Genomic DNA, 25878 nt, shown 5'->3' on the forward strand with positions numbered 1-25878 from the left:
GGGGCTCGTTTCCCGCCGGAGAGCCCCGATGACCGCCTGGACGCCCGTCGCCGACTTCGACGCCGCCTACGACAATTCGGCGGCGGTGCCGGGCTCCGCCGCGATCATCGCCGAGCTTCCGCGCCTTGCTGCCGCCTATCGCGAAGCGGCGGGTGCGCGGGGCTTTGCCGAGTTCGACATTCCCTACGGTCCGCACGAGCGCCATCGCCTCGACCTCTTCCGGCCCGACCGCGATACGCCGGCCGGCCTCGTCGTCTATGTCCACGGCGGCTACTGGAAGGCGCTCGACAAGTCGGTCTGGTCGCATCTGGCAAGGGGCGCGCGCGACAACGGGTTCGCGGTCGCCGTCCCGAGCTATCGCCTGGCGCCCGAAGCGCGCGTCGCCGAGATCGGCGAGGACGTGGCGCGAGCCATCGTCTTTGCTGCGGGTCTCGTGGCGGGCCCGATCCGCCTCGTCGGCCATTCCGCCGGCGGTCACCTCGTGGCGCGCCAGATCGCGAGCGATTCGCCGCTGCCTGCTCCCGTCATGTCCCGCATCGATCTGGTTGTGCCGATCAGCGGCCTGTCGGATCTGCGCCCCATCCGGCGCACGCGGATGAACGACGTCCTGCGCATCGACGAGCGCGAGGCGCAGGCCGAAAGCCCGGCGCTGCTCGAGCCCGTCGTCGACTGCCGGATCGAGGCCGTGGTCGGCGCGGACGAGCTTCCCGAGCTGCGACGCCAGACGGACGCGCTCGCCTCGGCCTGGGCAGGGCTCGGCGCGCGCATCACCGCGACCGAACTGCCCGGCACCCATCACTTCGACGTCGTCGAGAGCCTCGGGCAGGCCTCCGGCCGGCTGTCGCGGCTTTTGACGGGCGGCGCGCTGCTCTGATAGGCGAAGGCCGGAGGTCCCCCATGCAAGCCATCTTCGTTCAGTTCAAGTGCCGCCCGGGCAAGGCCTATGCCGTCGCCTCGGCCCTCGTCGAAACGGTGGAGGAGATTTCCGAGGTCTATTCGACGTCGGGTCAGTACGACCTCATCGCCAAGTTCTATCTCGAGGCCGGGCGCGATATCGGGCATTTCGTCACCGAGCGCCTGCAGGTGCTCGACGGCGTGTCCGACACGTTCACGACGGTGGCCTTCAAGGCGTTCGGACGCGCCTGACCGATGGCGCATAAGTCCTGCCGCCTGGCCGCGCTGGTCTCCTCGCCGGACGAGGCGCGACGGGCCCTCGAGGCCGGGGCCGACTACGTGCTCGCCCCGACGCGCCGCGATCGCTCCGGCCTCGGCGTGCCCGACCGATTGAAGGGCGACGGCGAGCAGACGCTGTATGCGATCGCTGCCGACGAGTCCCTCCCGTCCGAGCCGCGTCGGGTGCGCAGCGTCGAGACGCCGGCCGATCCCGCCGCGCTGCGGGGCGACGCGGGCGGCATCGTCCTTCTCGATCCCGGCCGGCCGATCCTGCGCGCCTTCTCCGCCGAGACTATCGCCAATCATATCGCGGCGTGCCGCGCGGCGGGCGCCGAATGCTGGCTGGCCGGCGCGCTCGAATTGCCCGACATTCCGCGGCTGATGGCCCTGTCGCCGGACGTCCTGGTGGTCGAGGGCTTCGACGAGGCGGCGCTGGCTCAGGCCGGCCGGATGCTGCGCACGGCCGAAGCGCCGCTCGCCGATGCGCCGACCGATCTCATCCGCGTCACCAACTTCATCCTGCAGGCGCGGGTCGGGGCCTACGGCTTCGAGCGCGAACGCAACCAGCGCATCCGCTTCAGCGTCGAGGCGGCCGTCCGGCGTTCGGTCGCGGGCGTGCTGAGGGCGATGGGCGACGTCTATTCCTACGACATCGTCATGGACGCCGCGCGACGGTTGTGCGAGCGCGGGCACACCGACCTCGTGGAGACGTTGGCCGAGGAACTCGCGGTCGAGCTTCTGACGGATCTCCGCGTCGCCGAGGTGATGGTGCGTGTGGAAAAGCTCGACCTCGGGCCGGAAGCGGTCGGCATCGAGATCCGACGTCGGGCGATCGGTTAGAGCGAGCTTGCCTCGGGCTCACGCGTGCGTGAGAAGGAACCTTCCAACCCGCAGGAAACTTGTTCAAAATACGGCGCGGGGCAGGATCGCCGCGTGCGTATATCGGTTGAGTCGGGAGTTGCCTAAAATGAAGGACGTCCTCGTCGTCAAGTTCGGCGGAAGCTCGATCGCGTCGACGGACCTGCGCAAGTGGGTCGAGGCGATCGAGAAGTCCAAGCGCCGCCTCGTGGTCGTGCCGGGCGGCGGCCCGTTCGCCAAGCTCGTGCGCCAGTACCAGACCCGCATCGGCTACGACGACGACGCGGCCCATCGCATGGCGATCCTCGGCATGGAGCAGTTCGGCCACGCGTTGGCGAGTCTCGGTACGCGCCTTCGCCCGGCCGCGACGCTGGACGCGATCGCCGCCGCGCACGGCGAGGGCCTGATCCCCGTCTGGATGCCGGCCAAGCTCGTGATCCGCGCCGACGAGATCGAGCACACTTGGAGCACCACGTCGGACAGTCTCGCCGCCTGGCTCGCCGGCCAGTTCGAGGGCGCCTCGCTCTGCCTCATCAAGCAGATCGACCTGCCGGCCGGCTCGACGATCGAGGCCGTGTCGGCTGCCGGCGTCGTCGATACGGGTTTTGCCAGCCTTCTCCATCCGGCCACGCGCGTCTTCGTCGCCGGACCGTCCGATCTGGCCATTGCCGGCCGGCGGCTGGCGGAGGGGGCCGTGCCCGGTCGCGAGGTGACGCACGAGAAGCAGAACGGCTTCGTCGAAGCCGCGCAGTGACGCTCCTCGACGACGCGCCCGCCGGTTCGGACACGCCGTTTCCCGCCGCCACGCCGCCGCGCCTCCAGCGTGCTCGGGGCGACGCGCGCGCGAGCGTCGGGCCGGTCCCGCGAGGGCCCGGCACCCGCACCGCCATCCGCCGCCTCCATCAGGCCGGCTGCCTCAAGCTGCGCTTTCCGCGTCTGGCGGACGACGAATGCCAGGCCGTCGTCATCAACACGTCGGGCGGTCTCACCGGCGGCGACCGGCTGACGCTCGGCTTCGAGGTCGAGCCGCGCGGGGCGCTGACCGTCACCACGCAAGCTTGCGAGCGCGTCTACCGCTCCACCGGCGGCACGGCCGACGTCGACCTGTCGATGCGGCTCGGGGCGGGCGCGTCGCTCGCCTACCTGCCGCAGGAGACGATCCTCTTCGAGGGCGGGCGCCTGTCGCGCCGCCTCACGCTCGATGCCGCCGCCGACAGCCGGTTCCTGCTTCTGGAAAGCGTGATCCTCGGTCGCGCGGCGATGGGGGAGACGGTCGCCGACGGCCTCATCGCCGATCGCTGGCGTGTCCGCCGCAACGGGCGGCTGGTTCTGGCCGAGGACCTGCGTCTTGGCGGCGACATCGCGGCGCTCGGGCGGGAGGGCGCGACGCTCAACGGCGCCCGTGCCTTCTCGACGCTGGTCTGGCAGGGGCCGGACGCCGCCGGGCTGCTGGCGGGCGTGCGCGCCGGGCTGGGCCCGACCGAAGGCGCGAGCCTCGTCGATGGTCTTCTCGTGGTGCGTGTCGTGGCGGCGGATGGCTACGCCTTGAGAAAACGCCTCATGCCGCTGATTGGCCGTCTGGCGCATGCCCCGCTGCCGCTAGTATGGTCGATGTGAATCCTGCGACCGATCGGAATCGAGCCTGATGAACCTGACCCCGCGCGAGAAGGACAAACTCCTGGTGGCCATGGCGGCGATCGTGGCGCGCAAGCGCCTCGAGCGGGGCGTGAAGCTCAATCACCCGGAGGCCATCGCCCTGATCACCGATTTTGTGGTCGAGGGCGCGCGCGACGGGCGCTCGGTGGCCGACCTGATGGAGGCGGGCGCCCATGTCGTCACCCGCGATCAGGTGATGGAGGGCATCGCCGAGATGATCCACGACATCCAGGTCGAGGCCACGTTCCCGGACGGCACCAAGCTCGTCACTGTGCACGAGCCGATTCGCTGACGGCCGCGCCAGGTACCATCGCGACGACCTCGTCGTGCGGCGTGGTGACGATGAAGCGGTAGCTTCGCGTCGCATGCGAGTAGTAGGCCGGGCCGCTCGCCCCATTCATCGTCACGGTGCGGACCTGGAAGGGTTCCGGCGCGCCTGCGGGGATCGCCGTGCCCGCCGTTCCCAGGATGGCCGCCGCCAGCGCGAACGCGCCCGTCAGCTTGCGTTTCATGGTCGCTCATTCCCTGTGCCGCCGGTTCTATCGTCGCTCGGCGCTTGCCCGCCGCCGCTGACCGGCTTGTCTCATCGAAAACTAGCAGCGCGAGGTTTCGATCCGGTGTCGCTCGATCGGGCCCGCTAGAGCGGTCTCTTCGGACCCTCGGCTTTGACAGGGCCAGCCCGCGACGCCATGATCGCGGGACACGAGGCGACCGGCAAGCAGGCGACGACGATGATCCCAGGCGAAACCTTGACGCGCGAGGGCGAGATCGTTCTCAACGAGGGGCGCGAGGCGCTGAGCCTGAAGGTCGCCAACACCGGCGATCGCCCGATTCAGGTCGGGTCGCACTATCATTTCGCCGAGACCAACCCGGCGCTCGACTTCGATCGCGCCGCCGCGCGCGGGATGCGCCTCGACATCGCCGCCGGCACCGCCGTGCGGTTCGAGCCCGGACAGTCGCGCGACGTGCGCCTGATCGCCCTCTCGGGCGACCGGCAGGTCCATGGCTTCAACGGTCGGGTCGGCGGCGCCTTGGACGGCTGACCGCCTTCCGGTCGCTCAGTTGCCGCGCGAATCCGGGGTCGCGTTCGGGCCCATGCGCAGCGCCGAGCGAATGGCGCCGAGATCGACGTTCACGCGCGGGCGCGGGATGTTGTAGAGCGAGGCCGGACCGGCGCCGGCCTGGCCGTATCCCGTGCCGTTCGAGCCGCTGGAGCCGAGCGTTCCGTCGCTGCCGATGGTCGACGCCGCGCCGACATTGCCGGTGCGCGCGGCCGCATCCGCGTTGATCGGGTTGAGCGTGGTGGAACCTGCCGTCGCGCGCTGCTGCGTCGAGGTCGCGCTGGAGCCGACGCCGCCGGACGAGCCGATCGGGTTGCTCGCGCCGCCAAGGCTCGGCGTCAGGCCCGTACCCGTCGTGCCGCCGCTGCTGCCGACGCTGGAGCCGCCGGTTCCCGACGACCCGACCGAGTTCGACGCACCGCCGAGCGACTGTGCGCCGGCCGGGACCGCGATCGACACGGCGGCGAGGGTGGCAAGACCGAGAAGCGACGACGAAGCGCGGCGCATGGGACGGGCCTTTCGAGGTTGGGGCGCTCGCGCCGAATCGGTCGCGCGCAGCCCGAAAACAGGGACGGACATCGTATCCGTTCTACAGGCGAAAGTCTGAGCGCTTGTTTAAGTTGCATCCGCCCCGCTAGCGCACGATCCGGGCGCGGCGCGGCGGCGAGATCGGCCGCGTCACGCCGCTGTTGTCGATCACCGAACCGTCAGAGCGCGCGAAGTCGCCCGCCGTGTCCGGACCGATCGTCGAGCGCCCTTCCGCTGCGCGCAAGCGCGTCGAGGTTCCGTCGGCGTCGGGCCGCACGACGCGCGGGCGGAGATAGGAATTGTCGTAGTCGCGCCCGTAGGTCCGCTCCTCCACCGTGTCGCCGAACACCGGCGCGTTCGGGATGGAGAGGGGGCGGGAGGGCGCGCGATAGCCGCCGATCGGGGCGCCCGACATCGACTGGCCGACGACGGAGCCCTGCGGGCCGGGATCGAAGGGCTGAGCAGCGGCCGGGACGGCGAGCGGCGCGGCGGCAGCGAGGGCGAGAAGTGATCGGACGATCATGTGAGGTCTCGTGTTCAAAAGGTGCAACGCGCGAGGTAGGAAAAAAGCTCAAGGCCAAAGCCACAGGAGGAAGACAAGGCGGCTCCGGGCGCTTAAGTCTTTTGCGGTGCAAACGCCCGACGCCGGAGGAGCCGTGTCCACTTCGATCTCCCGCCCCGCCTATGCCGCCATGTATGGGCCGACGACCGGCGACCGCGTCAGGCTGGCCGACACCGATCTCCTGATCGAGGTGGAGAAGGATCTGACCACCTACGGCGAGGAGGTCAAGTTCGGCGGCGGCAAGGTGATCCGCGACGGCATGGGCCAGTCGCAGCGAAGCCGAGCCGAGGGCGCGGTCGACACCGTCATCACCAACGCGCTGATCCTCGACCATTCCGGCATCTACAAGGCCGATATCGGCCTGCGCGGCGGGCGCATCGCGGCCATCGGCAAGGCCGGCAACCCGGACACGCAGCCGGGCGTCACCATCGTCGTCGGGCCCGGCACCGAGGCGATCGCGGGCGAGGGCAAGATCGTCACCGCCGGCGGCATCGACAGCCACATCCACTTCATCTGCCCGCAGCAGATCGACGAGGCGCTCTACTCGGGCGTGACCACGATGATCGGTGGCGGCACCGGGCCGGCCCACGGCACGCTCGCGACCACCTGCACGCCGGGCCCCTGGCACCTCGCGCGCATGCTCCAGTCGCTCGACGCCTTCCCGATGAACTTCGCGCTGTCGGGCAAGGGCAACGCCTCGCAGCCGCAGGCGCTGGTCGAGATGGTCAAGGCGGGCGCGGCGGCCCTCAAGCTCCACGAGGACTGGGGCACGACGCCGGCCGCGATCGACTGCTGCCTGTCGGTCGCCGACGACTACGACGTGCAGGTGATGATCCACACCGACACGCTCAACGAATCGGGTTTCGTCGAGAACACGGTGGACGCCTTCAAGGGGCGCACGATCCATGCCTTCCACACGGAAGGGGCGGGCGGGGGCCACGCGCCCGACATCATCAAGGTCTGCGGCCTGCCCAACGTCCTGCCGGGCTCGACCAACCCGACGCGTCCCTACACGGTGAACACCCTGGAAGAGCATCTTGACATGCTCATGGTGTGCCATCACCTCGACGCCTCGATCCCCGAGGACATCGCCTTTGCCGAGTCGCGCATCCGCAAGGAGACGATCGCGGCCGAAGACATCCTCCACGACATCGGTGCCTTCTCGATCGTCTCGTCGGATTCGCAGGCCATGGGCCGCGTCGGCGAGGTGGTGATCCGCACCTGGCAGACCGCCGACAAGATGAAGAAGCAGCGCGGCGCCCTGACGGGCGAGACCGGCGACAACGACAACCTGCGCGCCCGGCGCTATGTCGCGAAATACACGATCAATCCGGCGATCGCCCACGGCCTCTCGCGCGAGATCGGCTCCGTCGAGGTCGGCAAGCGCGCCGACCTCGTGATCTGGGACCCGGCCTTCTTCGGTGTGAAGCCGGCGATGGTGCTGCTCGGCGGCACGATCGCCGCCGCTCCGATGGGCGACCCCAATGCCTCGATCCCGACGCCGCAGCCCATGCACTACCGCCCGATGTTCGGCGCCTTCGGCAAGGCGGTGGGCGCGAGCGGCGTGACCTTCGTCTCCGGCGCCGCGATGGCCGAGAACTTGCGCGAGAAGCTCGGCTGCGAGAAGACGTTCCTTGCGGTCGAGAACACACGGTCGGGCATCTCGAAGGCCTCGATGATCCTCAACGACGCGACGCCGCACATCGAGGTGAACCCGGAGACCTACGAGGTGCGCGCCGACGGCGAGCTCCTCACCTGCGAGCCCGCCAAGGTGCTGCCGATGGCGCAGCGGTACTTCCTGTTCTAGGCTTCCCGCATGGCCAAGCCGCAGCCCGCCGACCTGCCGCTCTACGAGCGCGACTTCTACGCCTGGACCCAGGACCAGGCGGCGAAGCTGCGCGCGCGGGCGCACAACTCGATCGACTGGGACAACGCGGCTGAGGAACTGGAAAGTTTGGGTGACTCGCAGCGGAACGAGATCGAAAGCCGGATGAACGTCCTGCTGGTTCATCTCCTGAAATGGCGTTACCAGCCTGATCGCCGATCCGGCAGTTGGAAGGGCTCGATCGTCGAGCAGCGCAACCGCCTGCAACGCCGAATCGCCAAGAGCCCGAGCCTGAAGGCCTACCCGGCCGAAGTTCTCGGCGATGAATATGCGCTGGCCCGGACACTCGCTGCGGCCGAAACCGATCTGCCCGACACCATCTTCCCGGTCGACTGTCCTTTCACGCTCGACGACATCCTCGATCCCGCCTTCTACCCGGACGGCGAATGAAGAACCTCTCCAAAGCGTTTGCGGCGCTTTTGGCGTCCGCTGCCGGCGCGCATGCCGATCCCTTGACGCTCGACCTGCCGGGAACGCCGGAGCGCATGCGCTTCACCTACGAGTGCTCCGACGGCGTGGCCCGCGTGGTCGAATACGTCAACCTGCCCGACAACGACCTCGCGCTGGTCGAGGCGGGCCCGAGCCGGCGGCTCTTCGTCGGTGTCATTGCCGCGTCCGGCGCGAAATACGCGGCCGGCGCGCAGGTCTGGTGGTCGAAGGGCAGCGAAGCCAGCCTCCTCGACGTCACAAAGGGCGACGCGCCGATCGCCGAATGCCAACAATCCAGGAAAGGGTCACGCGGTTGATCGAGGCGGGAGAGATCCGGGAACGCGGGCAGTGGCAAGGGCCGGCCGACGACACGATCACGCTCGACGAGGCGCAGCGCCATCGCCGGCGGATGGCGATGGTGTCGGATGGCGGCATCGCCTTCCTGCTCGATCTGCCGGAAGCGCGCCTCCTGGTCGAGGGCGACGCGATCGCCCTGTCCGACGGGCGTCTCGTCGAGGTGAAGGCGAAGCCCGAGCCGCTCCTGTCCGTAGAGGGACGCGACGCCGACCATCTCCTGCAGATCGTCTGGCAGATCGGCAACCGGCATCTGCCCTGCCAGATCCGCGACGGGCGCATCCTCCTGCGGCGCGACCATGTCGTGGCGGACATGTTGAAAGGGCTCGGCGCCCATGTCCACGAGGTCGAGGCAGCCTTCGATCCCCTGGGCGGAGCCTATGCCGGCGGCCACCAACATGGGGGCCACCGTCACGGCCATGACTGACGGAGTGTCGTCGGACGAGCGAACCGGGCTGGACGGGCTCTTGAAGCTCCAGGCCTGGCTGTCGCCCGCTTTTCCGATCGGCGCCTTCGGCTATTCGCATGGTCTGGAGGCCGCGATCGCGGACGGCCTCCTTCGGAGGGGCACGGACTGCGAAGCGTGGATCGCGACGCTTCTCCAGCATGGAAGCGGCTGGAACGACGTCGTGCTGCTGGCGGCGGCCTACCGGGCGGATGCCAGCGAGCTTGTCGAGGTCGCCGAACTCGGGCTTGCGATGTCCGGATCGGCCGAGCGGCGGCGCGAGGCGATGGATCTCGGAAGCGCCTTCGCGGACGCCTCTGTGCCGTGGGGCGACGGAGCCAGCATCGCTGCGACCTACCCGATAGCGGTCGGTGCACTGGCGTGCCGCGAGGGGCTGCCGCTCGCCGCCGTCTGCGCCGCCTTCGCCCATGCCTTTGCCGCCAATCTCCTCAGCGTCTGCGTCCGGCTCGTGCCGCTCGGCCAGCGCGAGGCCGTCGCGATCCTGCGCCGGTTGGAACCCGTGCTGGAAGCCGTCGCACGCCGCGCGGCAGCATCCACGCTCGACGATCTCGGCTCGGCTGCGATCCTGTCCGAAATCCAGGCGATGCGTCACGAAACTCTGGAAACGAGGCTGTTCCGCACATGACCACGATCGAGAAGGCCGTCACCTCGCTGCGTCGCAACGGTCCCCTGCGGGTCGGCATCGGCGGTCCCGTGGGCTCGGGCAAGACGACGCTGTGCGAGAAGATCTGCCTTGCCGCCCGCGACCACTGGTCGATCGGCGTCGTCACCAACGACATCTACACGGTGGAGGACGCCGAGGCGCTGGTACGGCGGCAGGCGCTGCCGGCGGACCGGATCATCGGCGTCGAGACCGGCGGCTGCCCGCACACGGCGATCCGCGAGGACGCCTCGCTCAACCTGCGCGCCATCGCCGACCTGCGGGCCCGCCATCCCGACCTCGACCTCGTTCTGGTGGAATCGGGCGGCGACAACCTCGCCGCGACCTTCTCCCCCGATCTCGTGGACCTCTCGATCTACGTCATCTCGGTCTGCCAGGGTGACGATATCCCCCGCAAGGGCGGGCCGGCGATCACGCGGTCCGACCTCCTCGTCGTCAACAAGACGGACCTTGCCCCTTACGTCGGGGCCGACCTCCAGCGGATGGAGACGGACGCGACGCGCGGGCGCAAGGGGCTGCCGACCATCTTCGCCGACCTGTCGCGGAGGGTCGGGCTGGACGACATTCTGGACTTCCTCGCCGCCACCGGAGGACTTCCCGCCCGCGCCAGGGCGGCCTGACCCGTGGCGCGCCTGTTCCTGAAGACGCCGCTCGCCATCCTCGCCTCGGGCGCCGAGGGCGGCCTCGTCGTGGAGGACGGGCGGATCGCCGAACTCGTGCCCGCCGGCGGCCAGCCCTCGGCGTCCGTGGACGATACGTTCGACGCCTCCGCGCACGTCGTCCTGCCGGGTCTCGTCAACACGCACCACCACTTCTACCAGACGCTGACGCGCGCCCATCCGCAGGCGGTCGACAAGGAGCTGTTTCCCTGGCTGCAGGCGCTCTACCCGATCTGGGCGCGGCTCGATCCGGAGAGTTTCCGCCTGTCGGTGCGCCTTGCGCTGACCGAACTTCTCCTGTCGGGCTGCACCACGGCGGCCGATCACCACTACCTCTTCCCGCAGGGGCTCGGCGACGCGATCGACGTCGAGGCGGAAGAGGCGCGGAGCCTCGGCATCCGCGTGACGCTGACCCGTGGCTCGATGAACCTCAGCCAGAAGGACGGCGGCCTACCCCCGGATTCCGTCGTGCAGGACGAGGACGAGATCCTCGCCGACTCCGAGCGTCTTCTGTCCACCCTGCACGAGCCGGGCGAGGGAGCGATGGTGCAGGTGGCGCTGGCGCCCTGCTCGCCCTTTTCCGTCACCAAGAGCCTGATGGAAAAGAGCGCGGTCCTCGCGGAACGCCATGGCGCTCGCCTCCATACCCATCTCGGCGAGACGGAGGACGAGAACCGCTTCTGCCTGGAGCGGTTCCGATGCCGGCCGGTGGACTATTTGGAGGAGGTCGGCTGGCTCGGGAACCGCACCTGGCTCGCGCACGGCATCCATTTCACCAGCGAGGAGTGCCGGCGTCTCGGGACGCACCGGGTCGGCGTCTGCCATTGCCCGACCTCGAACGCCGTGCTCGCCTCCGGCTTCTGCCCGACGGCCGAGCTCGAAGCCGCCGGCAGCCCCATTGGTCTCGGCGTCGACGGCTCGGCCTCGAACGACAGCTCCAACATGATGGAGGCGGTGCGCCACGCGCTCATGGTCAACCGCCTGTCGCGCAACTCGGCGTCCGCCGTCACCGCGCGGGACGCCATCCGCTGGGGAACGGAGGGCTCGGCGGCCTGCCTCGGACGCACCGACATCGGTCGCATCGCGGTCGGTCTGCAGGCCGATCTCGCGCTCTTCACGCTGGACGAGTTGCGCTTTTCCGGCGCCCACGACCCAATCGCGGCGCTCGTCCTCTGCGGTGCGACGCAGGCCAACCGGGTGATGGTCGCCGGCCGCTGGCGCGTCGTGGACGGGCAGCCGCTCGGCGTCGACCTTGCCCGGCTGCGGCACGAGCATGGAGCTGCCGCGCGCCGCTTCGCCTGAGGCGGATCAGAGCCGGCGGCAGCGGAAGGCGCTGGTGACGTAGGGCACGGCGATCTTGTCTTGGCCCGCAAGGTTCGGCACCGCGGCGACCGCCGCGCGCAGGCGCTCCGCCACGCGCTCGCGCTCGGGCGCCGGCAGCGCGGCGATGTAGCTGACCGACAGGAATCGGTCGATCACCACCTCTTCGACCGGCCCGGCGTGGGCATGGGGGAACCGCGTTTCCTGTAAGGGGCCGAACCCCTTCGCCGGAAACGGCGCCCGCCAGGCGCCGGAGGCGAAACGCGGCGCGTCGCCGGCATGAGCGTTGACGATCTCCCCGAGCGCGCGGACCCAGGGGACCGTGTCGTCGCGCGTGTTCCAGACCAGGAGGAGCGAGCCGCCCGGTTTCAGGACGCGCCCGAACTCGCACAGCGTCTCGGCCGTCGCGAACCAGTGAAACGACTGCGCGCAGCACACGGCGTCGAGCGAGGCGTCGTCGAAGGGAAGATCGGCGGCCACGGCATCGACGACCGGCACGTCGGGATACTGCGCCTTGAGCTGCCGGCGCATCGCCTCCACCGGCTCGACGGCCACGACCGCCGCGCCCGTGTCGAGAAGACGGCGCGTGAACTTGCCGGTTCCCGCCCCGATCTCGGCGACACGCCTCTCTGTCCCGACGATCCCGGCGAGCCATTCCTGGAGCTCTTCCGGATAATCAGGACGGCCGCGCGCATAGGCGTCCGCGCTGCTTCCGAAGCCCTCGCGCGCGGCGTGGTGGATCTCCAAGGTCTTAGCCGCCCTGCGGCAGGGCGTAGGCGATCACCGAGTCGCCGCGCTTGGTGCCGAGCGAGCCGTGGCCGCCGGCGACGACCAGCAGGTACTGCCGCCCGTCGGCGCCGCGATAGGTCATCGGCGTGGCTTGACCGCCGGCCGGAAGGCGGGCCTTCCACAGCTCTTCGCCGGTGGTCACGTTGTAGCCGCGCACGTAGTAGTCGATGGTGCCCGACAGGAAGGCGACGCCGCCTGCCGTCATCATCGGCCCGCCGAGATTCGGCACGCCCATGCGGAAGGGCAGGGGAACCGGTGACGCGTCGCGCGTCGTGCCGTTCTTGTGCATCCAGGCCGTCTCGCCGGTGGTGAGATCGACGCCTGCGACATAGCCCCAGGGTGGCTGCTGGCAGGGGAGACCGAGCGCCGAGGTGAAGGGGCCGAGCTCGATCGCATAAGGGGCGCCGAAGTTCTCGTTAAGCGCCGGCAGCGCGCCCTGCGGCTGGCTCTGATTGACCACCAGCGTCCGGTTGTCAGGGCGTGGCACGAGACGCGAGGTGAAGGCGAGATAGGTTGGGGTCGCGAACATGACACCGCGAGCCGGGTCCACCGCCACCGAGCCCCAGTTGAAGACGCCGAAATTGCCGGGATAGATCAGCGAACCGTCGAGCGAGGGCGGCGTGAAACGGCCGCCGTAGTTCAACCCATGGAAGGCGATGCGGCAGGCGAGCTGGTCGAACATCGTCGCGCCCCACATGTCGCGCTCGCGCAAAGGCGGCGGGTCGAAGGAGATCGCGGATTTCGGCTGAGTCGGTGCCGTCCGGTCGGGCGCGACGGCGCCGCCCGGTGCCGGCTTCTCGACCACGGGCATCACCGGCTCGCCGGTGCGGCGGTCGAGTACGAAGATTTCGCCCTGCTTCGTCGGCTGGACCAACGCGGGCACGATCTCGCCGCCGATCGGCAGGTCGACAAGGCTCGGCTGCGCCGGCACGTCGTAGTCCCACAGGTCGTGATGAACGGTCTGGAAGTGCCAGCGCGGCTGGCCGGTGCGGATGTCGAGCGCGACGATCGAGGACGAGTACTCCTCGACTTCCGGCGATCGGTTGGCGCCCCACTGATCTGGTGGCTGGTTGCCGAGCGGCACGTAGACGAGACCGAGGTTCTCGTCGGCGCTCATTATCGACCACGAGTTCGGGCTATTGGGCGTGTAGGTCTGCCCTTCCGCGATCGGCTGGGTGTCGTTCGGACGGCCCGAGTCCCAGTTCCACAGGAGGTTGCCCGTCGTTATGTCGAAGGCGCGGATGACGCCCGAGGCCTCGGCCGTCGACACGTTGTCGAGCACCGTGCCGCCGACGATCACGCTGTTGCCGGCGACGATCACCGGCGACGTCGAGTAGTAGGAGCCCGGATTGACGTTGGGCATGCGGTCCCAGAGGTCGATCTGGCCGTCGCCGCCCCCGGCGTTGCGGCAGACCGCGCCGGTCTCGGGATCGAGGATCACGATCCGCCCGTCCGCGGTCGGCATGAAGAGCTTGTCGTCGCAGGTTGTGGTGCGCGCGTTGGCGACGGCGACCGGCAGGCCGGGGTCCGTGTTGCCGCCGGTCTGGTCGACCGGGGCGCCGCCGGTGTTGGCGGGCGTCTCTGCGGTCTCCTGAGGCGCCGTCAGGCCGCCCTCCGCTGAGAGCCCGGTGGCGGTGCCTTCCGGCGCGCCCGTGGTGGCCGGCGTGGCCGGCGTCGTCGTCGCGCCGCTCTGTGTGCCCGCGGCCGCGGCGGCTGCGGCGCTCTGATAGGACAGGCCGCGGCAGGTGAGATGCTGGAGCGCGAGTTCGCCCTGAATCACCGGATCGTATCGCCAGACCTCGGCGCCGGTCGTCGCGTCGAGCGCGATGACGTTCTGATGCGGGGTGCAGAGATAGAGGCGCTCGCCGATCTTGAGCGGCGTGACCTGGAAGGTCGTCTCCTCGGGGTCGCCCGGCTGCGGCTCGTCGCCGGTCTCGAACTGCCAGGCGACCTTGAGCGAGGCGACGTTGGCGGGCGTGATGTCAGCGAGCGGCGAGTATCGCTGACCCATCTGGCTGCGGCCATAGGCGAGCCATTCTCCCTCCGGAATGCCGTTGTCCGCCGCCCCGAGACGGGTGCCGGGGAGCTCACCCTCCTTGGCGTGAAGGTCGGTGAACCATGAGGTGGCGGCGACCGCGACGGCCACGAGCAGCGAGGCGGTGAGGAAGGCGCCGTGCCCCTTCAGCGGCGTGACGCTGCGGTCGCGCCCGTCCAGCGCATCGGCGACGCTCCGCCGCGAAAGGGGCCGGGTGATCCAGGGAAGGAGCAGAAGCGCGCCGAGCACGAAGACGACGTCGCCGCGTGCGGCCAACGGCCACCAGTCGAAGCCGACCTCGTAGAGCGCCCAGATCAGGGTGCCGATCACAAGAACCGCGAAGACGCCGAGCGCCTCCGGGCGGGCGCGGTGGAGGAGATAGGCGGTGCCGAGGAAGAACAACGAAGCGACGACGTAGTAGGCCGAGCCACCGATGGCGACGAGCCAGCCGCCGCCGAGAAGCAGGGCGATGCCGCACAGTCCGATCACCCAGGTCATGACGCGAAGAAAGGCGGGCGTGGGTCGCTGCGGCATTGGGCATCCTTTCGCCCGGACGCGACACGGCTCCCTCGCGAAGCCGTGAACCCTGCCGGACCAACGCGGACATGTCGCGACATTGCGCCGCGTCAAGCGCGAGGGGTGGTTCAGCCGTCCACGAGAACCGGCGCGTCCAGCACGTACTCGGCCAGGTTGACGCCCGAGCCGCCGCGATCGACGACGAGGAAGTCGGACCGTTCGCCCAGCGCGACCAGCGGGTGGTGCCAGGTGCCGCGCGCATAGGAAACCCCTTGCGCACCGCTCGCGATGAAGGCGACGGGCTCGCCGGGCCGCCCATCCGCATCGGGCGCGACGACCACGAGGTACGGGCGGCCCTCCAGCGGCATGAAGGCCTGGCTGCCGAGCGGGTGCCGCTCCAGCATCTCCACACGGAAGGGAAGGTCGAACGGCTTGCCGCGGAAGATCGAGATCAGCGCGTGCCCCCCGCCGGACGACACGTCCACCGGCGCGATGTCGTGGAAGCGCGTCGTGGTGCCGTTGTTGATGAGCCGGATCTCGGTGCAGTTGTCGGGCTCGATCACCTCGCCGAACGCACGGAAGGCTTCCGCCGTCAGCGGCATGGCCTTGAGGGTGCGAAGGCTCATGCGCCGCCACCGAGGATCGCGTCGAGGCGCAGCCGGGCGATCCGCTCGACTTCGGCCGAGGCCGTGTGGAACTCGGTTTCCGCGTCGTTCGAGACGCGGCTCTCGAAGGCGGCGAGGATGTCCTCCTTCGAGCGGCCGCGCACCGCGATGATGAAGGGAAAGCCGAAGCGCGCCTGATAGCGCGCGTTGAGGTCGGTGAAGCGGGCGAGTTCGTCGGGCGTCAGGCGGTCGAGGCCGGCGGACGCCTGCTCAGTCAAGGAATCGGCCGTAAGGTCGCCGGCGAGCGCGAGGCGGCCGGCGAGATCGGGATGGGCGCGCAGGACGCCGAGCCGCTCCTCCCGGCTGGCGCGCCGGAACTGGACGGCCAACGCTGCGGCCAGTCCCTCCGCGGTGTCGTTGGCGGGCCCGAGGCCGCGGTCGAGGGCACGCTCGGCGATGAAGCGCGAATGCTCGTAGATGCCGCCGAACATTTCGAGGAACACGGCCCGCTCCAGCCGGTGCGGACTGATCGTCTCGCGATAGGGGAACCGGGCGCGCCAATGGCGGGCGATGTCGGCGCGCGTGGCGACCCAGACGTCGGGCTTCGATCGGACATAGTCGAGGAAGCGTGCGAGCGCCGCCGACCGGCCGGGACGGCCGACGAGGCGGCAGTGGAGGCCGACGTTCAGCATCTTGGCCGCGCCCGCCTCGCCCTCGGCATAGAGCGCGTCGAACGCGTCCTTGAGGTAGATGTAGAACTGCTCGCCCGTGTTAAAGCCCTGCGGCGTGGCGAAACGCATGTCGTTGGTGTCGAGTGTGTAGGGGAGGACGAGGATCGGCTTGGTGCGCGTTTCCTGCCAGTAGGGCAGGTCGTCGGCATAGGCGTCGGAGACGTAGAGAAAGTCGCGCTCTGCGGCGAGTTCCAGCGTGTGCTCGGAGGAGCGGCCGGTGTACCAGCCGAGCGGCGGCTCGCCCGTCACCGCCTCGTGCAGCGCCAGCGCCTCGTCCATGTCGGCGCGTTCGGCATCCGCCGCGTGGTCGCGGTAGTCGATCCATTTCAGCCCGTGCGAGGCGATTTCCCAGCCGGCCTCGCGCATCGCCGCCACCTGTTCGGGGCTGCGCTCCAGGGCGGTGGCGACGCCATAGACGGTGACGGGCATCTGCCGCTCGGTGAACAGGCGCCAGAGACGCCAGAAGCCGGCGCGCGCGCCGTACTCGTAGATCGATTCCATGTTCATGTGGCGCTGGCCGGGCCAGGGCGCGGCGCCCACGATCTCCGACAGGAACGCCTCGGACGCCTTGTCGCCGTGGATCACGGCATTCTCGCCGCCCTCCTCGTAATTCACCACGAACTGGACGCAGATCTTCGCCGCGCCGCTGCCGTTGGGGTTCGGCCATTGCGGATCCGGAGCGTTGCGGCCGTAGCCGCGGAGGTCGCGGGGGTAGGAACTGGTCATCGGGCGGCCCTCGATCGTGACGCTAAGCGCAAGCTCTGGATACGCGCTTGCCGGCGCGCTTGCCAAGGCGGCGGCGGCACGAAGCGTTCCAACGTTTCCGCTGGACGGGGCGTCGCGAACGGGTGCAGACTGGCGCACCGGACGATCGAGACGGAACGGATCCTCGCACGATGCCATCACTGCCCCCCGGCTCCGGCCGGCTGACGACGCATGTTCTGGACACGGCCCGCGGCACGCCTGCGCGCGGGCTGGAGCTCGTGCTCCACCGGCTGGAGGGCGAGCGGCGGGATCTCGTCGGCGAAGGGCGCACCAACGAGGACGGGCGCTGCGAGGCGCCACTGATGCAGGGCGAGGGCTTCCGCCACGGGACCTACGAGATCACCTTCTTCTGCGGGCCCTATTTCGACGCGCAAGGGGTCGAGCTCGACCAGCCGAAGTTCCTCGACGACGTCGTGATCCGCTTCGGCATCTCGGAGAACCGCCACTACCACGTGCCGCTCCTCCTCTCGCCCTTCGGCTATTCGACTTACCGGGGAAGCTGATGGCACCGATCCGCTTCATCCTGAACGGCAAGGAGCGCAGCGTGGAGGGGCTGGCCCCCACCACCACGGTTCTCCAGTACCTGCGCGGTCCCGCCGAGCGCTTGACCGGCACCAAGGAAGGCTGCGCGGAAGGGGACTGCGGCGCCTGCACCGTCATGGTCGAGGAGCCCGACGGGCAGGGCGGCCTGAAGCGGCGGGCTTTGAACGCCTGCATCCTGTTCCTTCCGGCGCTGCACGGGCGCTCGGTCGAGACCGTGGAGCATCTGTCCTCGGCCGGCGGGCTTCATCCCGTGCAGGACGCGATGGCCGAGCATCACGCCAGCCAGTGCGGCTTCTGCACGCCGGGCTTCGTGATGCAGCTCTACGCCGGCTGGCGCACGGGCGCCCTGTCGGACCGGCAGTCGGTCAAGGACGTCGTCTCAGGCAATCTGTGCCGCTGCACCGGCTACGGTCCGATCGTGGATGCCGGGCTCGACGTCGCGGCCGTCCCGGTGCCCGACACCGGACCCGAGGACGCGCTACGCTCCGAGGCGCTCCAGTCGCTCCGCGGAGACGGCCTCTTTCGCTACGAGGCGGCCAGCGCGACCTGGCTCTCGCCCGCCGATGTCGACCAGCTGGCCGACACCTATGCCGCCAACCCAAAGGCAACGCTCGTTGCCGGCGCCACGGATGTCGGTCTTTGGGTCACGAAGCAGCATCGCACCTTCGAGACCCTGATCGACGTGTCGCGCGTCCATGATCTCCGCCATGTCGAGGAAGGGCCGGAAAGCCTGTTCTTCGGCGCCGCCGTAACCCATGCCGACGCCCGCGCGCGGCTGGCGGAGCTGCATCCCGACCTCGGCGAGGTGATGCGCCGCTTCGCTGGTTATCAGGTGCGCAATGCCGGGACGGTCGGCGGCAACATCGCCAACGGCTCGCCGATCGGCGACTTGGCCCCGGTGCTGATCGCGCTCGGCGCGACCCTTTACCTGCGGCAGGGCGAGGCGGTGCGGCGATTGCCGCTCGAAGACTTCTTCCTCGAATACGGCAAGCAGGACCGCCGCGAGGGCGAGTTCGTGGTCGCCGTCGAGGTGCCGCTCCTGAAGGAAGGCGAGCGCTTCTCGGCCTCGAAGATTTCCAAGCGCATGGATTCCGACATCTCGGCCGTCCTTGCCGCCTTCAAGCTCGGCTTCGAGGGGGAGCGCGTGACGAGCGCGCGCCTTGCCTTCGGCGGCATGGCGGGAACGCCGAAGCGCGCGCTCGCCGCCGAAGCGATGCTGGTCGGCCGCCCTTTCGACGAGGCGGCGGTGAGGGACGCTGCGGCGGCGCTGGCGGATGACTTCCAGCCGCTGAGCGACATGCGCGCGAGCGCCGACTACCGCCTGAAGACCGCGGCCGCCTGTCTCGAACGCTTCCGGCTCGAGCTCTCGGGCGTTCCCACGAGGATATGGGAGGTCGCGTGATGGACGAGACCCGCATCCAGGACCGCGGCGAGGCCGGCACGGTCGATCCAGCCGCGCTCGACGAGGCTCCGCCATCGCCCCGCACCCGACTGAAGGGCGGCGTCGGCCAGCCGATCCGCCACGACAGCGGCGTCAAGCACGTCACCGGCGAGGCGCGCTACACCGACGACGAGCCCGAGCTTCCCGGCACGCTCCAGGTGTTCATCGCCATGAGCCCGCGCGCCAACGCGGCGATCCTGTCGATGGATCTCGATCCCGTGCGCGCGATGCCGGGTGTCGCCTGCGTGCTGGCGTCCGAGGATATCCCCGGCATCAACGACTACTCGCCGGTCTTCGGCGACGATCCGATCTTTGCGGACGGCACGGTCCACTATGTCGGGCAGCCGCTCTTCGCGGTGGCGGCGACGGACCTGCGCACCGCGCGCATGGCCGCGAAGCTCGCGCGGGTCGAATACGCCGACGCCCCGCCCGCGATCACGATCGACGAGGCGCTGACCGCCGCGCACGAAGCCGGCGAGGACCTGCTGCCGCCCCACGAGATGCGGCTCGGCGATGCGGGAGCCGCGATCGCGGGCGCGCCGCATGTGGTCGAGGGGCGCGTCGAGACCGGCGGGCAGGACCACTTCTATCTTGAAGGCCACATCGCCACCGCGATCCCGCTGGAGGACGGCGACGTCCTCGTGCGCTCCTCGACGCAGCATCCGTCCGAGGTCCAGCACAATGTCGCAAAGGCCCTCGGGCGGCCGGACAACGCCGTGACGATCGAGGTGCGGCGCATGGGCGGCGGCTTCGGCGGCAAGGAATCGCAGCCGGCGCTGTTTGCGGCCGTCTGCGCGCTGGTCGCGGTGAAGACGGGGCGACCCGCCAAGTGCCGGCTTGACCGCGACGACGACATGGAGATGACCGGCAAGCGCCACGAGATGCGTGCCGACTACCGGATCGGCCACGACGGCGAGGGCCGCATCCTCGGAGTCGAGTTCCGCCACGTGGTGCGCTGCGGCTACTCCAAGGACCTTTCGGGCGCGATCGCCGACCGTGCGATGTTCCACGCCGACAACGCCTATGATCTTGGGGCCGCGCACATCCATTCCCGACGCCTCAAGACCAACACGGTCTCCAACACCGCCTTTCGCGGCTTCGGCGGGCCGCAGGGCATGGTGGCGATCGAGCGGGCGATGGATCGCATCGCCTTCGACCTCAAGCTCGATCCGCTGGACGTGCGCCGGCGCAACTTCTACGCCGCGATGGGCGAGGGAACGCCCGGCCATACGCCCTACCACATGGCGGTCGAGGACTGCGTGATCGCCGAGATCGTCGGCGAACTCGAGGCGTCGAGCGACTATCGCGCGCGGCGCCGGGCGATCGAGGCCTTCAACGCGTCGAGCCCGGTCCTCAAGAAAGGGCTCGCGCTGACGCCGGTGAAGTTCGGCATCTCCTTCACGACGACCCACCTCAACCAGGCCGGTGCGCTGGTCCATGTCTACAAGGACGGCTCGGTCCATCTCAACCACGGCGGCACGGAGATGGGGCAGGGCCTCTTCACCAAGGTCGCGCAGGTCGTCGCCGAGGAGTTCCAGATCGACGTCGCGGACGTGAAGATCACCGCGACCACCACCGCCAAGGTGCCCAACACGTCGGCCACCGCCGCCTCGTCGGGCTCCGACCTCAACGGCATGGCCGCGCAGGCCGCCGCGCGAACCATCAAGGAACGGCTGATCGGCTACGCCGTCTCGCGATACAACGTGGCGCGCGAGGCCGTGGTCTTCGGCCCCGGCAAGGTGCGGATCGGCCAGAAGGAACTTCGCTTCCGCGACCTCGTGGGCGAGGCCTATCTCGCCCGCGTCTCCCTGTCATCGACCGGCTTCTATGCCACGCCCGGCATCGCCTACGACCGTGAGACGGCCAGCGGCAAGCCGTTCTACTACTTCGCCTACGGCGCCTCGTGCTCCGAGGTCGTGATCGACACGCTGACCGGCGAGAACCGCCTCCTGCGGGCCGACATCCTCCACGATGTCGGCCGTTCGCTGAACCCGGCCCTCGACCTCGGCCAGATCGAGGGCGGCTTCATCCAGGGCATGGGCTGGCTCACGATGGAGGAGCTCTGGTGGGACAAGGCGGGGCGGCTGCGCACCCACGCGCCCTCCACCTACAAGATCCCGACCGCCAACGACCGGCCGGACGATCTCCGCGTGAAGCTCTGGGACAAGGGCCGCAATCCGGCCGACACGATCTTCCGCTCCAAGGCCGTCGGCGAGCCGCCCTTCATGCTGGCGCTCTCGGTCTTCTCGGCGCTGGGTGACGCGATCTGCGCGGCGGGCGACCGCCGCCGCTTCCCCGATCTCGACGCGCCGGCAACGCCCGAACGCATCCTCGCCGCCGTCGAGGCGGTGCGGGGGGCTTGAGCTTGTTGGCAGATCTCAAGGCGGCTCTGGCCGCGCGCGATCCCGCGATCGTGGTGCGGGTCGAGCGTGCCGAGGGCTCGACGCCGCGCGAGGCCGGAGCCGCGATGCTGGTCACGGCGTCCGGCGTCTTCGGCACGGTCGGCGGCGGCGCGCTCGAGATGGAAGGCATCGCGGAGGCGCGCCGCATGTTGGCGGCCGGCGAGCGCGAGGGGCGGCTCGACATTCCGCTCGGGCCCGCGATCGGCCAGTGCTGCGGCGGCCGCGTCGTGCTCGGCCTCCAGCGCGGCACGGCGGCGCTTCTGGAGCAGTTGGAGCAGGCCGACGAGACGGCGCGGCTCGGCTGGCCGCATGTCTACCTCTTCGGCGCCGGCCACACGGGGCAGGCGACGGCGCGCGCATTGGCGCCGCTACCGCTCCGCACGCTGGTGATCGACACGCGGGCGGACCGGCTCGCCGAGCTTCCGCCCGGCATCGAGCGCCGCCGCGCGGCGATGCCCGAGGCCGAGATCGCCGGGGCACCCCGCGGCAGCGCTTTCGTCGTGATGACCCACGACCACGGGCTCGACTTCCTGATCGGCGCCGCCGCGCTCGGGCGGACGGACGCGGCCTATGTCGGCATGATCGGCTCGGCGACGAAGCGCGAGAAGTTTCGGCGATTCCTCGCGGAGCGCGGCGAGGCGGAGCGAATCGGACGGCTTGTCTTGCCGATCGGCGGCTCGGCTGTGCGCGACAAGCGCCCGGCGGTCATCGCCGCGATGGTCGCCGCGGAGCTCGTCGTTCAACTTCTTGGGCAAAACATGGAGCAGGATTGCGCAGGCTTAGCGCCTGCGTAAACTCGGTGCAATATCGGGACCGGGTGTCCCGCCGGTCGGAGTTCCATGGCGCATCGTCTTGAACTGAGGAGCATTTCGAAGCGCTTCCCCGGCGTCGTCGCTAACGACGACATCTCGTTTTCCGTGGAGCCGGGGCGCATCCATGCGCTGCTCGGCGAGAACGGGGCGGGCAAGTCCACCCTCGTCAAGATCATCTACGGCGTGCAGCAGGCGGACGAGGGCACCATGCTCTTCGACGGCCGACCGGTGCGCGTCGGCTCGCCGCGCGAGGCGCGGGCGCTCGGCATCGGCATGGTGTTCCAGCACTTCTGCCTGTTCGAGGCGATGACGGTTCTCGAAAACGTCGCGCTCGGCATGGACGACCCGCCGCCCCGGCGCGAGCTCGAAGCGCGCGTGCGCGAGGTGATGACGGCCTACGGCCTCGGCCTCGACCCGCACCGAGAGGTGCACACGCTGTCCGTCGGCGAGCGCCAGCGCATCGAGATCGTGCGCGCGCTTCTCGGCAAGCCGAAGCTCCTGATCATGGACGAGCCGACCTCGGTGCTGACGCCGCAGGAGGTTGACGCGCTCTTCGCCGTCCTGCGCCAGCTGGCGAGCGAGGGCTGCTCGATCCTCTACATCTCCCACAAGCTCGGCGAGATCAAAGCGCTGTGCACGTCGGCGACGATCCTGCGCGGCGGCCGCGTCGTCGCCTCCTGCGATCCGCGCGAGGAGACCGCCAAGTCCATGGCCGAGCTGATGATCGGCGGCTCGCTGAAGGCGTTGAAGCCGAAGGCGGAGGGGCAGTTCCGCGAGACCCGCCTCAGCGTCGAGGCCTTGAGCGCGCCGGGCGATCCGCCCTTCGGCACCAGCCTCAAGGACGTCGCCTTCTCGGTCCGCTCCGGCGAGATCCTCGGCATCGCGGGCGTGGCCGGCAACGGGCAGAACGAGCTTCTGGAAGTCCTGTCGGGCGAGAAGCTGAACGGCGTGTCCGGCGCGATCACCATCGGCGGCGCCCGCGTCGAGCGAGAGGGCGTGTCGGCCCGCCGGCGGCTGGGGCTGGCCACCGTGCCGGAGGAGCGCAACGGGCACGCCGCGGTACCTGCGCTGTCGCTCGCCGAGAACGCCATCCTGTCGGCGCGCGCCCGCAAGGGGCTGAGCCACGGCGGCCTGATCCGCCTCAAGGCGGCGCGCGACTACGCGAAGAGCGTGATTTCCGCCTTCTCCGTCAAGGCGACGGGCGAGGGCGCGCTCGCCGGCAGCCTGTCGGGCGGCAACTTGCAGAAGTTCATCATGGGTCGCGAGATCGGACAGGAGCCGAGCGTGCTCGTGGTCTCGCAACCGACCTGGGGCGTCGATGCCGGCGCCGCCGGCTTCATCCGGCAGGCGATGATCGATCTGGCCGCGCGCGGCGCGGCGATCGTGGTCGTCAGTCAGGACCTCGACGAGCTTCTGGAGCTCTGCGACCGCATCGCCGTCCTCAACGAAGGGCGCCTGTCGGAGACGATGAACGTGAAGGGCATCTCGATCGAGCGCGTCGGCCTCCTGATGGGCGGCGTGCACGGCGAGCCCCATGCCGGCGCCGAGGCCGCCTGATGGCGCTCCGCTTCGTCCCCCGCCGCGAGCCGAGCCGCATCATGCTGTTCGCGACGCCGGTTCTCGCCGTCGCGCTGACGCTCCTCGTCGGCACGATCGTCTTCACGCTTCTCGGCTACGACGGGCTCGGGGCCGCGCGCGAGATCTTCGTGACGCCACTCTTCAACCCCTATCGCTGGCAGGATCTTCTGGTGAAGGCGGCGCCGCTCGCCACCATCGCCATCGGCCTGTCGGTCGGCTTCCGCGCCAATGTCTGGAACATCGGCGCCGAGGGCCAGTACGTCATCGGTGGCCTGGCTGGCACCGGCATCGCGCTCTTGACGATGGACATGGAGGGGCACTGGATCCTGCCCGCGATGGTCGTGGCCGGCATTCTCGGGGGCATGGCGTGGGCGGCGATCCCCGCCTTCCTGCGCAACCGGCTCGGCGTCTCCGAGATCCTGTCGTCGCTGATGCTGAACTACGTCGCGATCCAGGTCCTCTACTACCTGATGCGCGGACCCTGGAAGGACCCGATGGGGTTCAACTTCCCGCAGACCGCGATGTTCTCCTCGTCGCAGACGCTGCCCTATGTCGTGCCGGGCACCCTGATCCATCTCGGCATTCCGGTGGCGCTGGCGCTGGCGCTCGCCGTCTGGTTCCTGATCGCGCGCACCGTCGCCGGCTTCCAGGTTCGCGTCGTCGGCCTCAGCCCGCAGGCGGCCCGCTACGGCGGCTTTCGAGAGGCGCGCGTCGTCTGGCTCTGCATGGCGCTCGGCGGCGGCATGGCGGGGCTTGCCGGCATCTTCGAGGCGTCCGGACCGTTCGGGCAGATGGTGCCGAGCTTTCCCGTCGGTTACGGATTCACCGCCATCATCGTGGCCTTCCTCGGCCGGCTGCATCCCGTCGGCATCGTGCTCGCCGCGCTCGTCCTGGCGCTGACCTATGTCGGAGGCGAAAGCGCGCAGACGACGATCGGCCTGCCGGCTGCCGCCATCGGCGTCTTCCAGGCGATGATGCTGTTCTTCCTCCTCGCGGTCGACATTCTCGTCCGCTACCGGCTGACCAGCGGCCCGGGCGGCGCCCCGGTCGCGGCGCCGATCGCGCCGGCGCCGTCCCTGACACCCGAACCGACGTCCGGCCGGGGAGCCGCCGCATGAGCCCCGAACTGATCGTCGCCATCGTCGTCGCCGTGGTCGCCTCCGCGACGCCGATCCTGATCGCAGCGCTCGGCGAACTCGTGGTCGAGAAGTCCGGCGTCCTGAACCTCGGCGTCGAGGGCATGATGCTGATCGGCGCGGTCACGGGCTTTGCCGTGTCCGTCACGGTCGGCTCGCCTTGGCTCGGCGCGCTGGCGGCGCTGTTCGCCGGCGCCGCGTCGTCGCTGATCTTCGCCTGGCTGACTCTGACGCTGACCGCCAACCAGGTCGCGACGGGCCTCGCGCTCACCATCTTCGGCACCGGCGTCTCGGCGCTGGCGGGCGCCGGCTTCGTCGGCATCACGACGCCGGTGCTCGGCTCGTTCTTTCCCACAGCGCTCGCCGCCGACCCGATCTGGCGCGTCCTTTTCGGCTATTCGCCGATCGTTTATCTCTCGCTGGTCCTGACCTTCGCCGTCTGGTGGTTCCTGAAGCACTCGCGGGCCGGGTTGATCCTGCGTGCCGTCGGCGAGAGCGACGCCTCGGCGCATTCCATCGGCTACCCAGTCCTCAAAGTTCGCTACCTCGCGGTGCTCTTCGGCGGCGCGATGGCAGGGCTGGCCGGCGCCTACTACTCGCTGGTGCTGACGCCGATGTGGGCCGAGCGGCTGACCGCCGGACGCGGCTGGATCGCCATCGCGCTCGTCGTCTTCGCCTCCTGGCGTCCGGGCCGTCTGCTTCTCGGCGCCTATCTCTTCGGTGCCGTGATCACGCTGGAGCTTCAGGCGAAGGCGGCCGGATGGTCGCTGCTCGCGCCGGAGTTCCTGACCAGCCTTCCCTATCTCGCGACCGTTCTGGTGCTGGCCCTCATCTCGGGCAGCGCGCGGACGCGGAATGCCGCACCGGCCTGCCTCGGCAAGCCGTTCCGGGCGACCGCCTGACCACTCGAACA

Annotated in this window: 28 protein-coding genes; 21 read left to right on the forward strand and 7 right to left on the reverse strand. The window is 69.8% G+C overall.

From position 1 onward, the window contains the following. The first annotated feature begins 28 nt into the window (after nt 1-28). The 6 genes from ACLNGM_RS08710 to ACLNGM_RS08735 all read left to right on the forward strand — a co-directional run bounded on the left by ACLNGM_RS08710 (nt 29) and on the right by ACLNGM_RS08735 (nt 3979). Nucleotides 29-874: an alpha/beta hydrolase gene (locus ACLNGM_RS08710; RefSeq protein ID WP_416357995.1), complete on the forward strand. Its 846-nt coding sequence runs from the start codon at nt 29-31 to the stop codon at nt 872-874. A gap of 23 nt (nt 875-897) precedes the next feature. Further along, entirely contained in the window at nt 898-1146 is a 249-nt protein-coding gene (locus tag ACLNGM_RS08715) for an Lrp/AsnC ligand binding domain-containing protein (RefSeq protein WP_055886538.1), read from the forward strand. 3 nt (nt 1147-1149) lie between these two features. Beyond that, nucleotides 1150-2013: a dihydroneopterin aldolase gene (locus ACLNGM_RS08720; protein WP_416357996.1), complete on the forward strand. Its 864-nt coding sequence runs from the start codon at nt 1150-1152 to the stop codon at nt 2011-2013. 127 nt (nt 2014-2140) lie between these two features. Further along, entirely contained in the window at nt 2141-2785 is a 645-nt protein-coding gene (locus ACLNGM_RS08725; protein WP_055886532.1) for an amino acid kinase, read from the forward strand. After that, nucleotides 2782-3648, forward strand: a complete 867-nt coding sequence (locus tag ACLNGM_RS08730; protein ID WP_416357997.1) for an urease accessory protein UreD — start codon at nt 2782-2784, stop codon at nt 3646-3648. Before ACLNGM_RS08725 ends, ACLNGM_RS08730 begins: the two co-directional genes overlap by 4 nt. Nucleotides 3649-3676: 28 nt before the next feature. Next, the gene (locus ACLNGM_RS08735; protein ID WP_055886529.1) at nt 3677-3979 is read left to right on the forward strand and encodes an urease subunit gamma; all 303 of its coding nucleotides are present in this window, start codon (nt 3677-3679) and stop codon (nt 3977-3979) included. Here ACLNGM_RS08735 and ACLNGM_RS08740 read toward each other — a convergent pair. Then, on the reverse strand, nt 3954-4199 hold the full coding sequence (locus ACLNGM_RS08740) for a hypothetical protein (RefSeq protein WP_416357998.1): 246 nt from the start codon (nt 4197-4199) through the stop codon (nt 3954-3956). The two genes, ACLNGM_RS08735 and ACLNGM_RS08740, sit on opposite strands and share 26 nt — an antisense overlap. 219 nt (nt 4200-4418) lie before the next feature. Here ACLNGM_RS08740 and ACLNGM_RS08745 point away from each other — a divergent pair, with 219 nt between their 5' ends. After that, nucleotides 4419-4730, forward strand: a complete 312-nt coding sequence (locus ACLNGM_RS08745) for an urease subunit beta (RefSeq protein WP_416358417.1) — start codon at nt 4419-4421, stop codon at nt 4728-4730. Between the two features lie 15 nt (nt 4731-4745). On the opposite strand, the gene ACLNGM_RS08750 is transcribed toward ACLNGM_RS08745, so the two are convergent. Beyond that, entirely contained in the window at nt 4746-5255 is a 510-nt protein-coding gene (locus ACLNGM_RS08750) for a hypothetical protein (RefSeq protein WP_090962995.1), read from the reverse strand. A 127-nt stretch (nt 5256-5382) separates the two neighbouring features. Continuing rightward, nucleotides 5383-5799 carry a hypothetical protein gene (locus ACLNGM_RS08755; protein WP_416357999.1) on the reverse strand — a complete coding sequence of 139 codons (417 nt, stop codon included), beginning with the start codon at nt 5797-5799 and terminating at the stop codon, nt 5383-5385. A 133-nt stretch (nt 5800-5932) separates the two neighbouring features. Between ACLNGM_RS08755 and ureC the strand changes: the two genes are divergently transcribed. The 7 genes from ureC to ACLNGM_RS08790 are packed head-to-tail and all read left to right on the forward strand — an operon-like array spanning nt 5933 to nt 11594. Further along, nucleotides 5933-7645, forward strand: coding sequence for an urease subunit alpha (ureC, locus tag ACLNGM_RS08760; protein WP_416358000.1), 1713 nt, complete (start codon nt 5933-5935; stop codon nt 7643-7645). Between the two features lie 9 nt (nt 7646-7654). Then, nucleotides 7655-8113: a DUF29 domain-containing protein gene (locus ACLNGM_RS08765; RefSeq protein WP_416358001.1), complete on the forward strand. Its 459-nt coding sequence runs from the start codon at nt 7655-7657 to the stop codon at nt 8111-8113. After that, complete coding sequence (locus ACLNGM_RS08770) at nt 8110-8469, forward strand: MliC family protein (RefSeq protein WP_416358002.1); 360 nt, start codon at nt 8110-8112, stop codon at nt 8467-8469. Before ACLNGM_RS08765 ends, ACLNGM_RS08770 begins: the two co-directional genes overlap by 4 nt. Beyond that, entirely contained in the window at nt 8466-8933 is a 468-nt protein-coding gene (locus ACLNGM_RS08775; protein WP_416358003.1) for an urease accessory protein UreE, read from the forward strand. The genes ACLNGM_RS08770 and ACLNGM_RS08775 overlap by 4 nt, the downstream gene beginning before the upstream one ends. Further along, a complete protein-coding gene (locus tag ACLNGM_RS08780) occupies nt 8926-9597 on the forward strand; it encodes an urease accessory protein UreF (RefSeq protein WP_416358004.1) in 672 nt (223 codons plus the stop codon). Before ACLNGM_RS08775 ends, ACLNGM_RS08780 begins: the two co-directional genes overlap by 8 nt. After that, complete coding sequence (gene ureG, locus ACLNGM_RS08785; RefSeq protein WP_416358005.1) at nt 9594-10253, forward strand: urease accessory protein UreG; 660 nt, start codon at nt 9594-9596, stop codon at nt 10251-10253. The genes ACLNGM_RS08780 and ureG overlap by 4 nt, the downstream gene beginning before the upstream one ends. A gap of 3 nt (nt 10254-10256) precedes the next feature. Beyond that, a complete protein-coding gene (locus ACLNGM_RS08790; RefSeq protein WP_416358006.1) occupies nt 10257-11594 on the forward strand; it encodes an 8-oxoguanine deaminase in 1338 nt (445 codons plus the stop codon). A gap of 6 nt (nt 11595-11600) precedes the next feature. On the opposite strand, the gene ACLNGM_RS08795 is transcribed toward ACLNGM_RS08790, so the two are convergent. From ACLNGM_RS08795 to puuE, 4 genes are all read right to left on the reverse strand, one after another. Next, nucleotides 11601-12359 (reverse strand): class I SAM-dependent methyltransferase, encoded by a 759-nt coding sequence (locus ACLNGM_RS08795; protein WP_416358007.1) that lies wholly within the window; start codon nt 12357-12359, stop codon nt 11601-11603. A 4-nt stretch (nt 12360-12363) separates the two neighbouring features. After that, nucleotides 12364-14970 (reverse strand): membrane-bound PQQ-dependent dehydrogenase, glucose/quinate/shikimate family, encoded by a 2607-nt coding sequence (locus ACLNGM_RS08800; protein ID WP_416358008.1) that lies wholly within the window; start codon nt 14968-14970, stop codon nt 12364-12366. 110 nt (nt 14971-15080) lie between these two features. After that, nucleotides 15081-15578 carry an ureidoglycolate lyase gene (locus ACLNGM_RS08805; RefSeq protein WP_416358009.1) on the reverse strand — a complete coding sequence of 166 codons (498 nt, stop codon included), beginning with the start codon at nt 15576-15578 and terminating at the stop codon, nt 15081-15083. After that, nucleotides 15575-17014 (reverse strand): allantoinase PuuE, encoded by a 1440-nt coding sequence (gene puuE / locus ACLNGM_RS08810; RefSeq protein WP_416358010.1) that lies wholly within the window; start codon nt 17012-17014, stop codon nt 15575-15577. The genes ACLNGM_RS08805 and puuE overlap by 4 nt, the downstream gene beginning before the upstream one ends. Before the next feature lie 170 nt (nt 17015-17184). Here puuE and uraH point away from each other — a divergent pair, with 170 nt between their 5' ends. Genes uraH through ACLNGM_RS08845 form a run of 7 tightly spaced genes read left to right on the forward strand, consistent with a single transcriptional unit; the run spans nt 17185 to nt 25867 of the window. Further along, a complete protein-coding gene (uraH, locus tag ACLNGM_RS08815) occupies nt 17185-17556 on the forward strand; it encodes a hydroxyisourate hydrolase (RefSeq protein WP_416358011.1) in 372 nt (123 codons plus the stop codon). Next, a complete protein-coding gene (gene xdhA, locus ACLNGM_RS08820) occupies nt 17556-18998 on the forward strand; it encodes a xanthine dehydrogenase small subunit (protein ID WP_416358012.1) in 1443 nt (480 codons plus the stop codon). Before uraH ends, xdhA begins: the two co-directional genes overlap by 1 nt. Beyond that, complete coding sequence (gene xdhB, locus ACLNGM_RS08825; RefSeq protein ID WP_416358013.1) at nt 18998-21400, forward strand: xanthine dehydrogenase molybdopterin binding subunit; 2403 nt, start codon at nt 18998-19000, stop codon at nt 21398-21400. The genes xdhA and xdhB overlap by 1 nt, the downstream gene beginning before the upstream one ends. Continuing rightward, nucleotides 21397-22233 carry a xanthine dehydrogenase accessory protein XdhC gene (gene xdhC, locus ACLNGM_RS08830; protein ID WP_416358014.1) on the forward strand — a complete coding sequence of 279 codons (837 nt, stop codon included), beginning with the start codon at nt 21397-21399 and terminating at the stop codon, nt 22231-22233. The genes xdhB and xdhC overlap by 4 nt, the downstream gene beginning before the upstream one ends. 45 nt (nt 22234-22278) lie before the next feature. Beyond that, nucleotides 22279-23808 carry an ABC transporter ATP-binding protein gene (locus ACLNGM_RS08835; RefSeq protein WP_416358015.1) on the forward strand — a complete coding sequence of 510 codons (1530 nt, stop codon included), beginning with the start codon at nt 22279-22281 and terminating at the stop codon, nt 23806-23808. After that, nucleotides 23808-24947, forward strand: a complete 1140-nt coding sequence (locus tag ACLNGM_RS08840) for an ABC transporter permease (protein ID WP_416358016.1) — start codon at nt 23808-23810, stop codon at nt 24945-24947. Before ACLNGM_RS08835 ends, ACLNGM_RS08840 begins: the two co-directional genes overlap by 1 nt. Next, nucleotides 24944-25867 (forward strand): ABC transporter permease, encoded by a 924-nt coding sequence (locus ACLNGM_RS08845; RefSeq protein ID WP_416358017.1) that lies wholly within the window; start codon nt 24944-24946, stop codon nt 25865-25867. The genes ACLNGM_RS08840 and ACLNGM_RS08845 overlap by 4 nt, the downstream gene beginning before the upstream one ends. The last annotated feature ends 11 nt before the right edge of the window (nt 25868-25878 follow it).

This window comes from Aureimonas phyllosphaerae (assembly GCF_047943035.1).
GTDB classification, from domain to species: Bacteria; Pseudomonadota; Alphaproteobacteria; order Rhizobiales; family Rhizobiaceae; genus Aureimonas; species Aureimonas phyllosphaerae.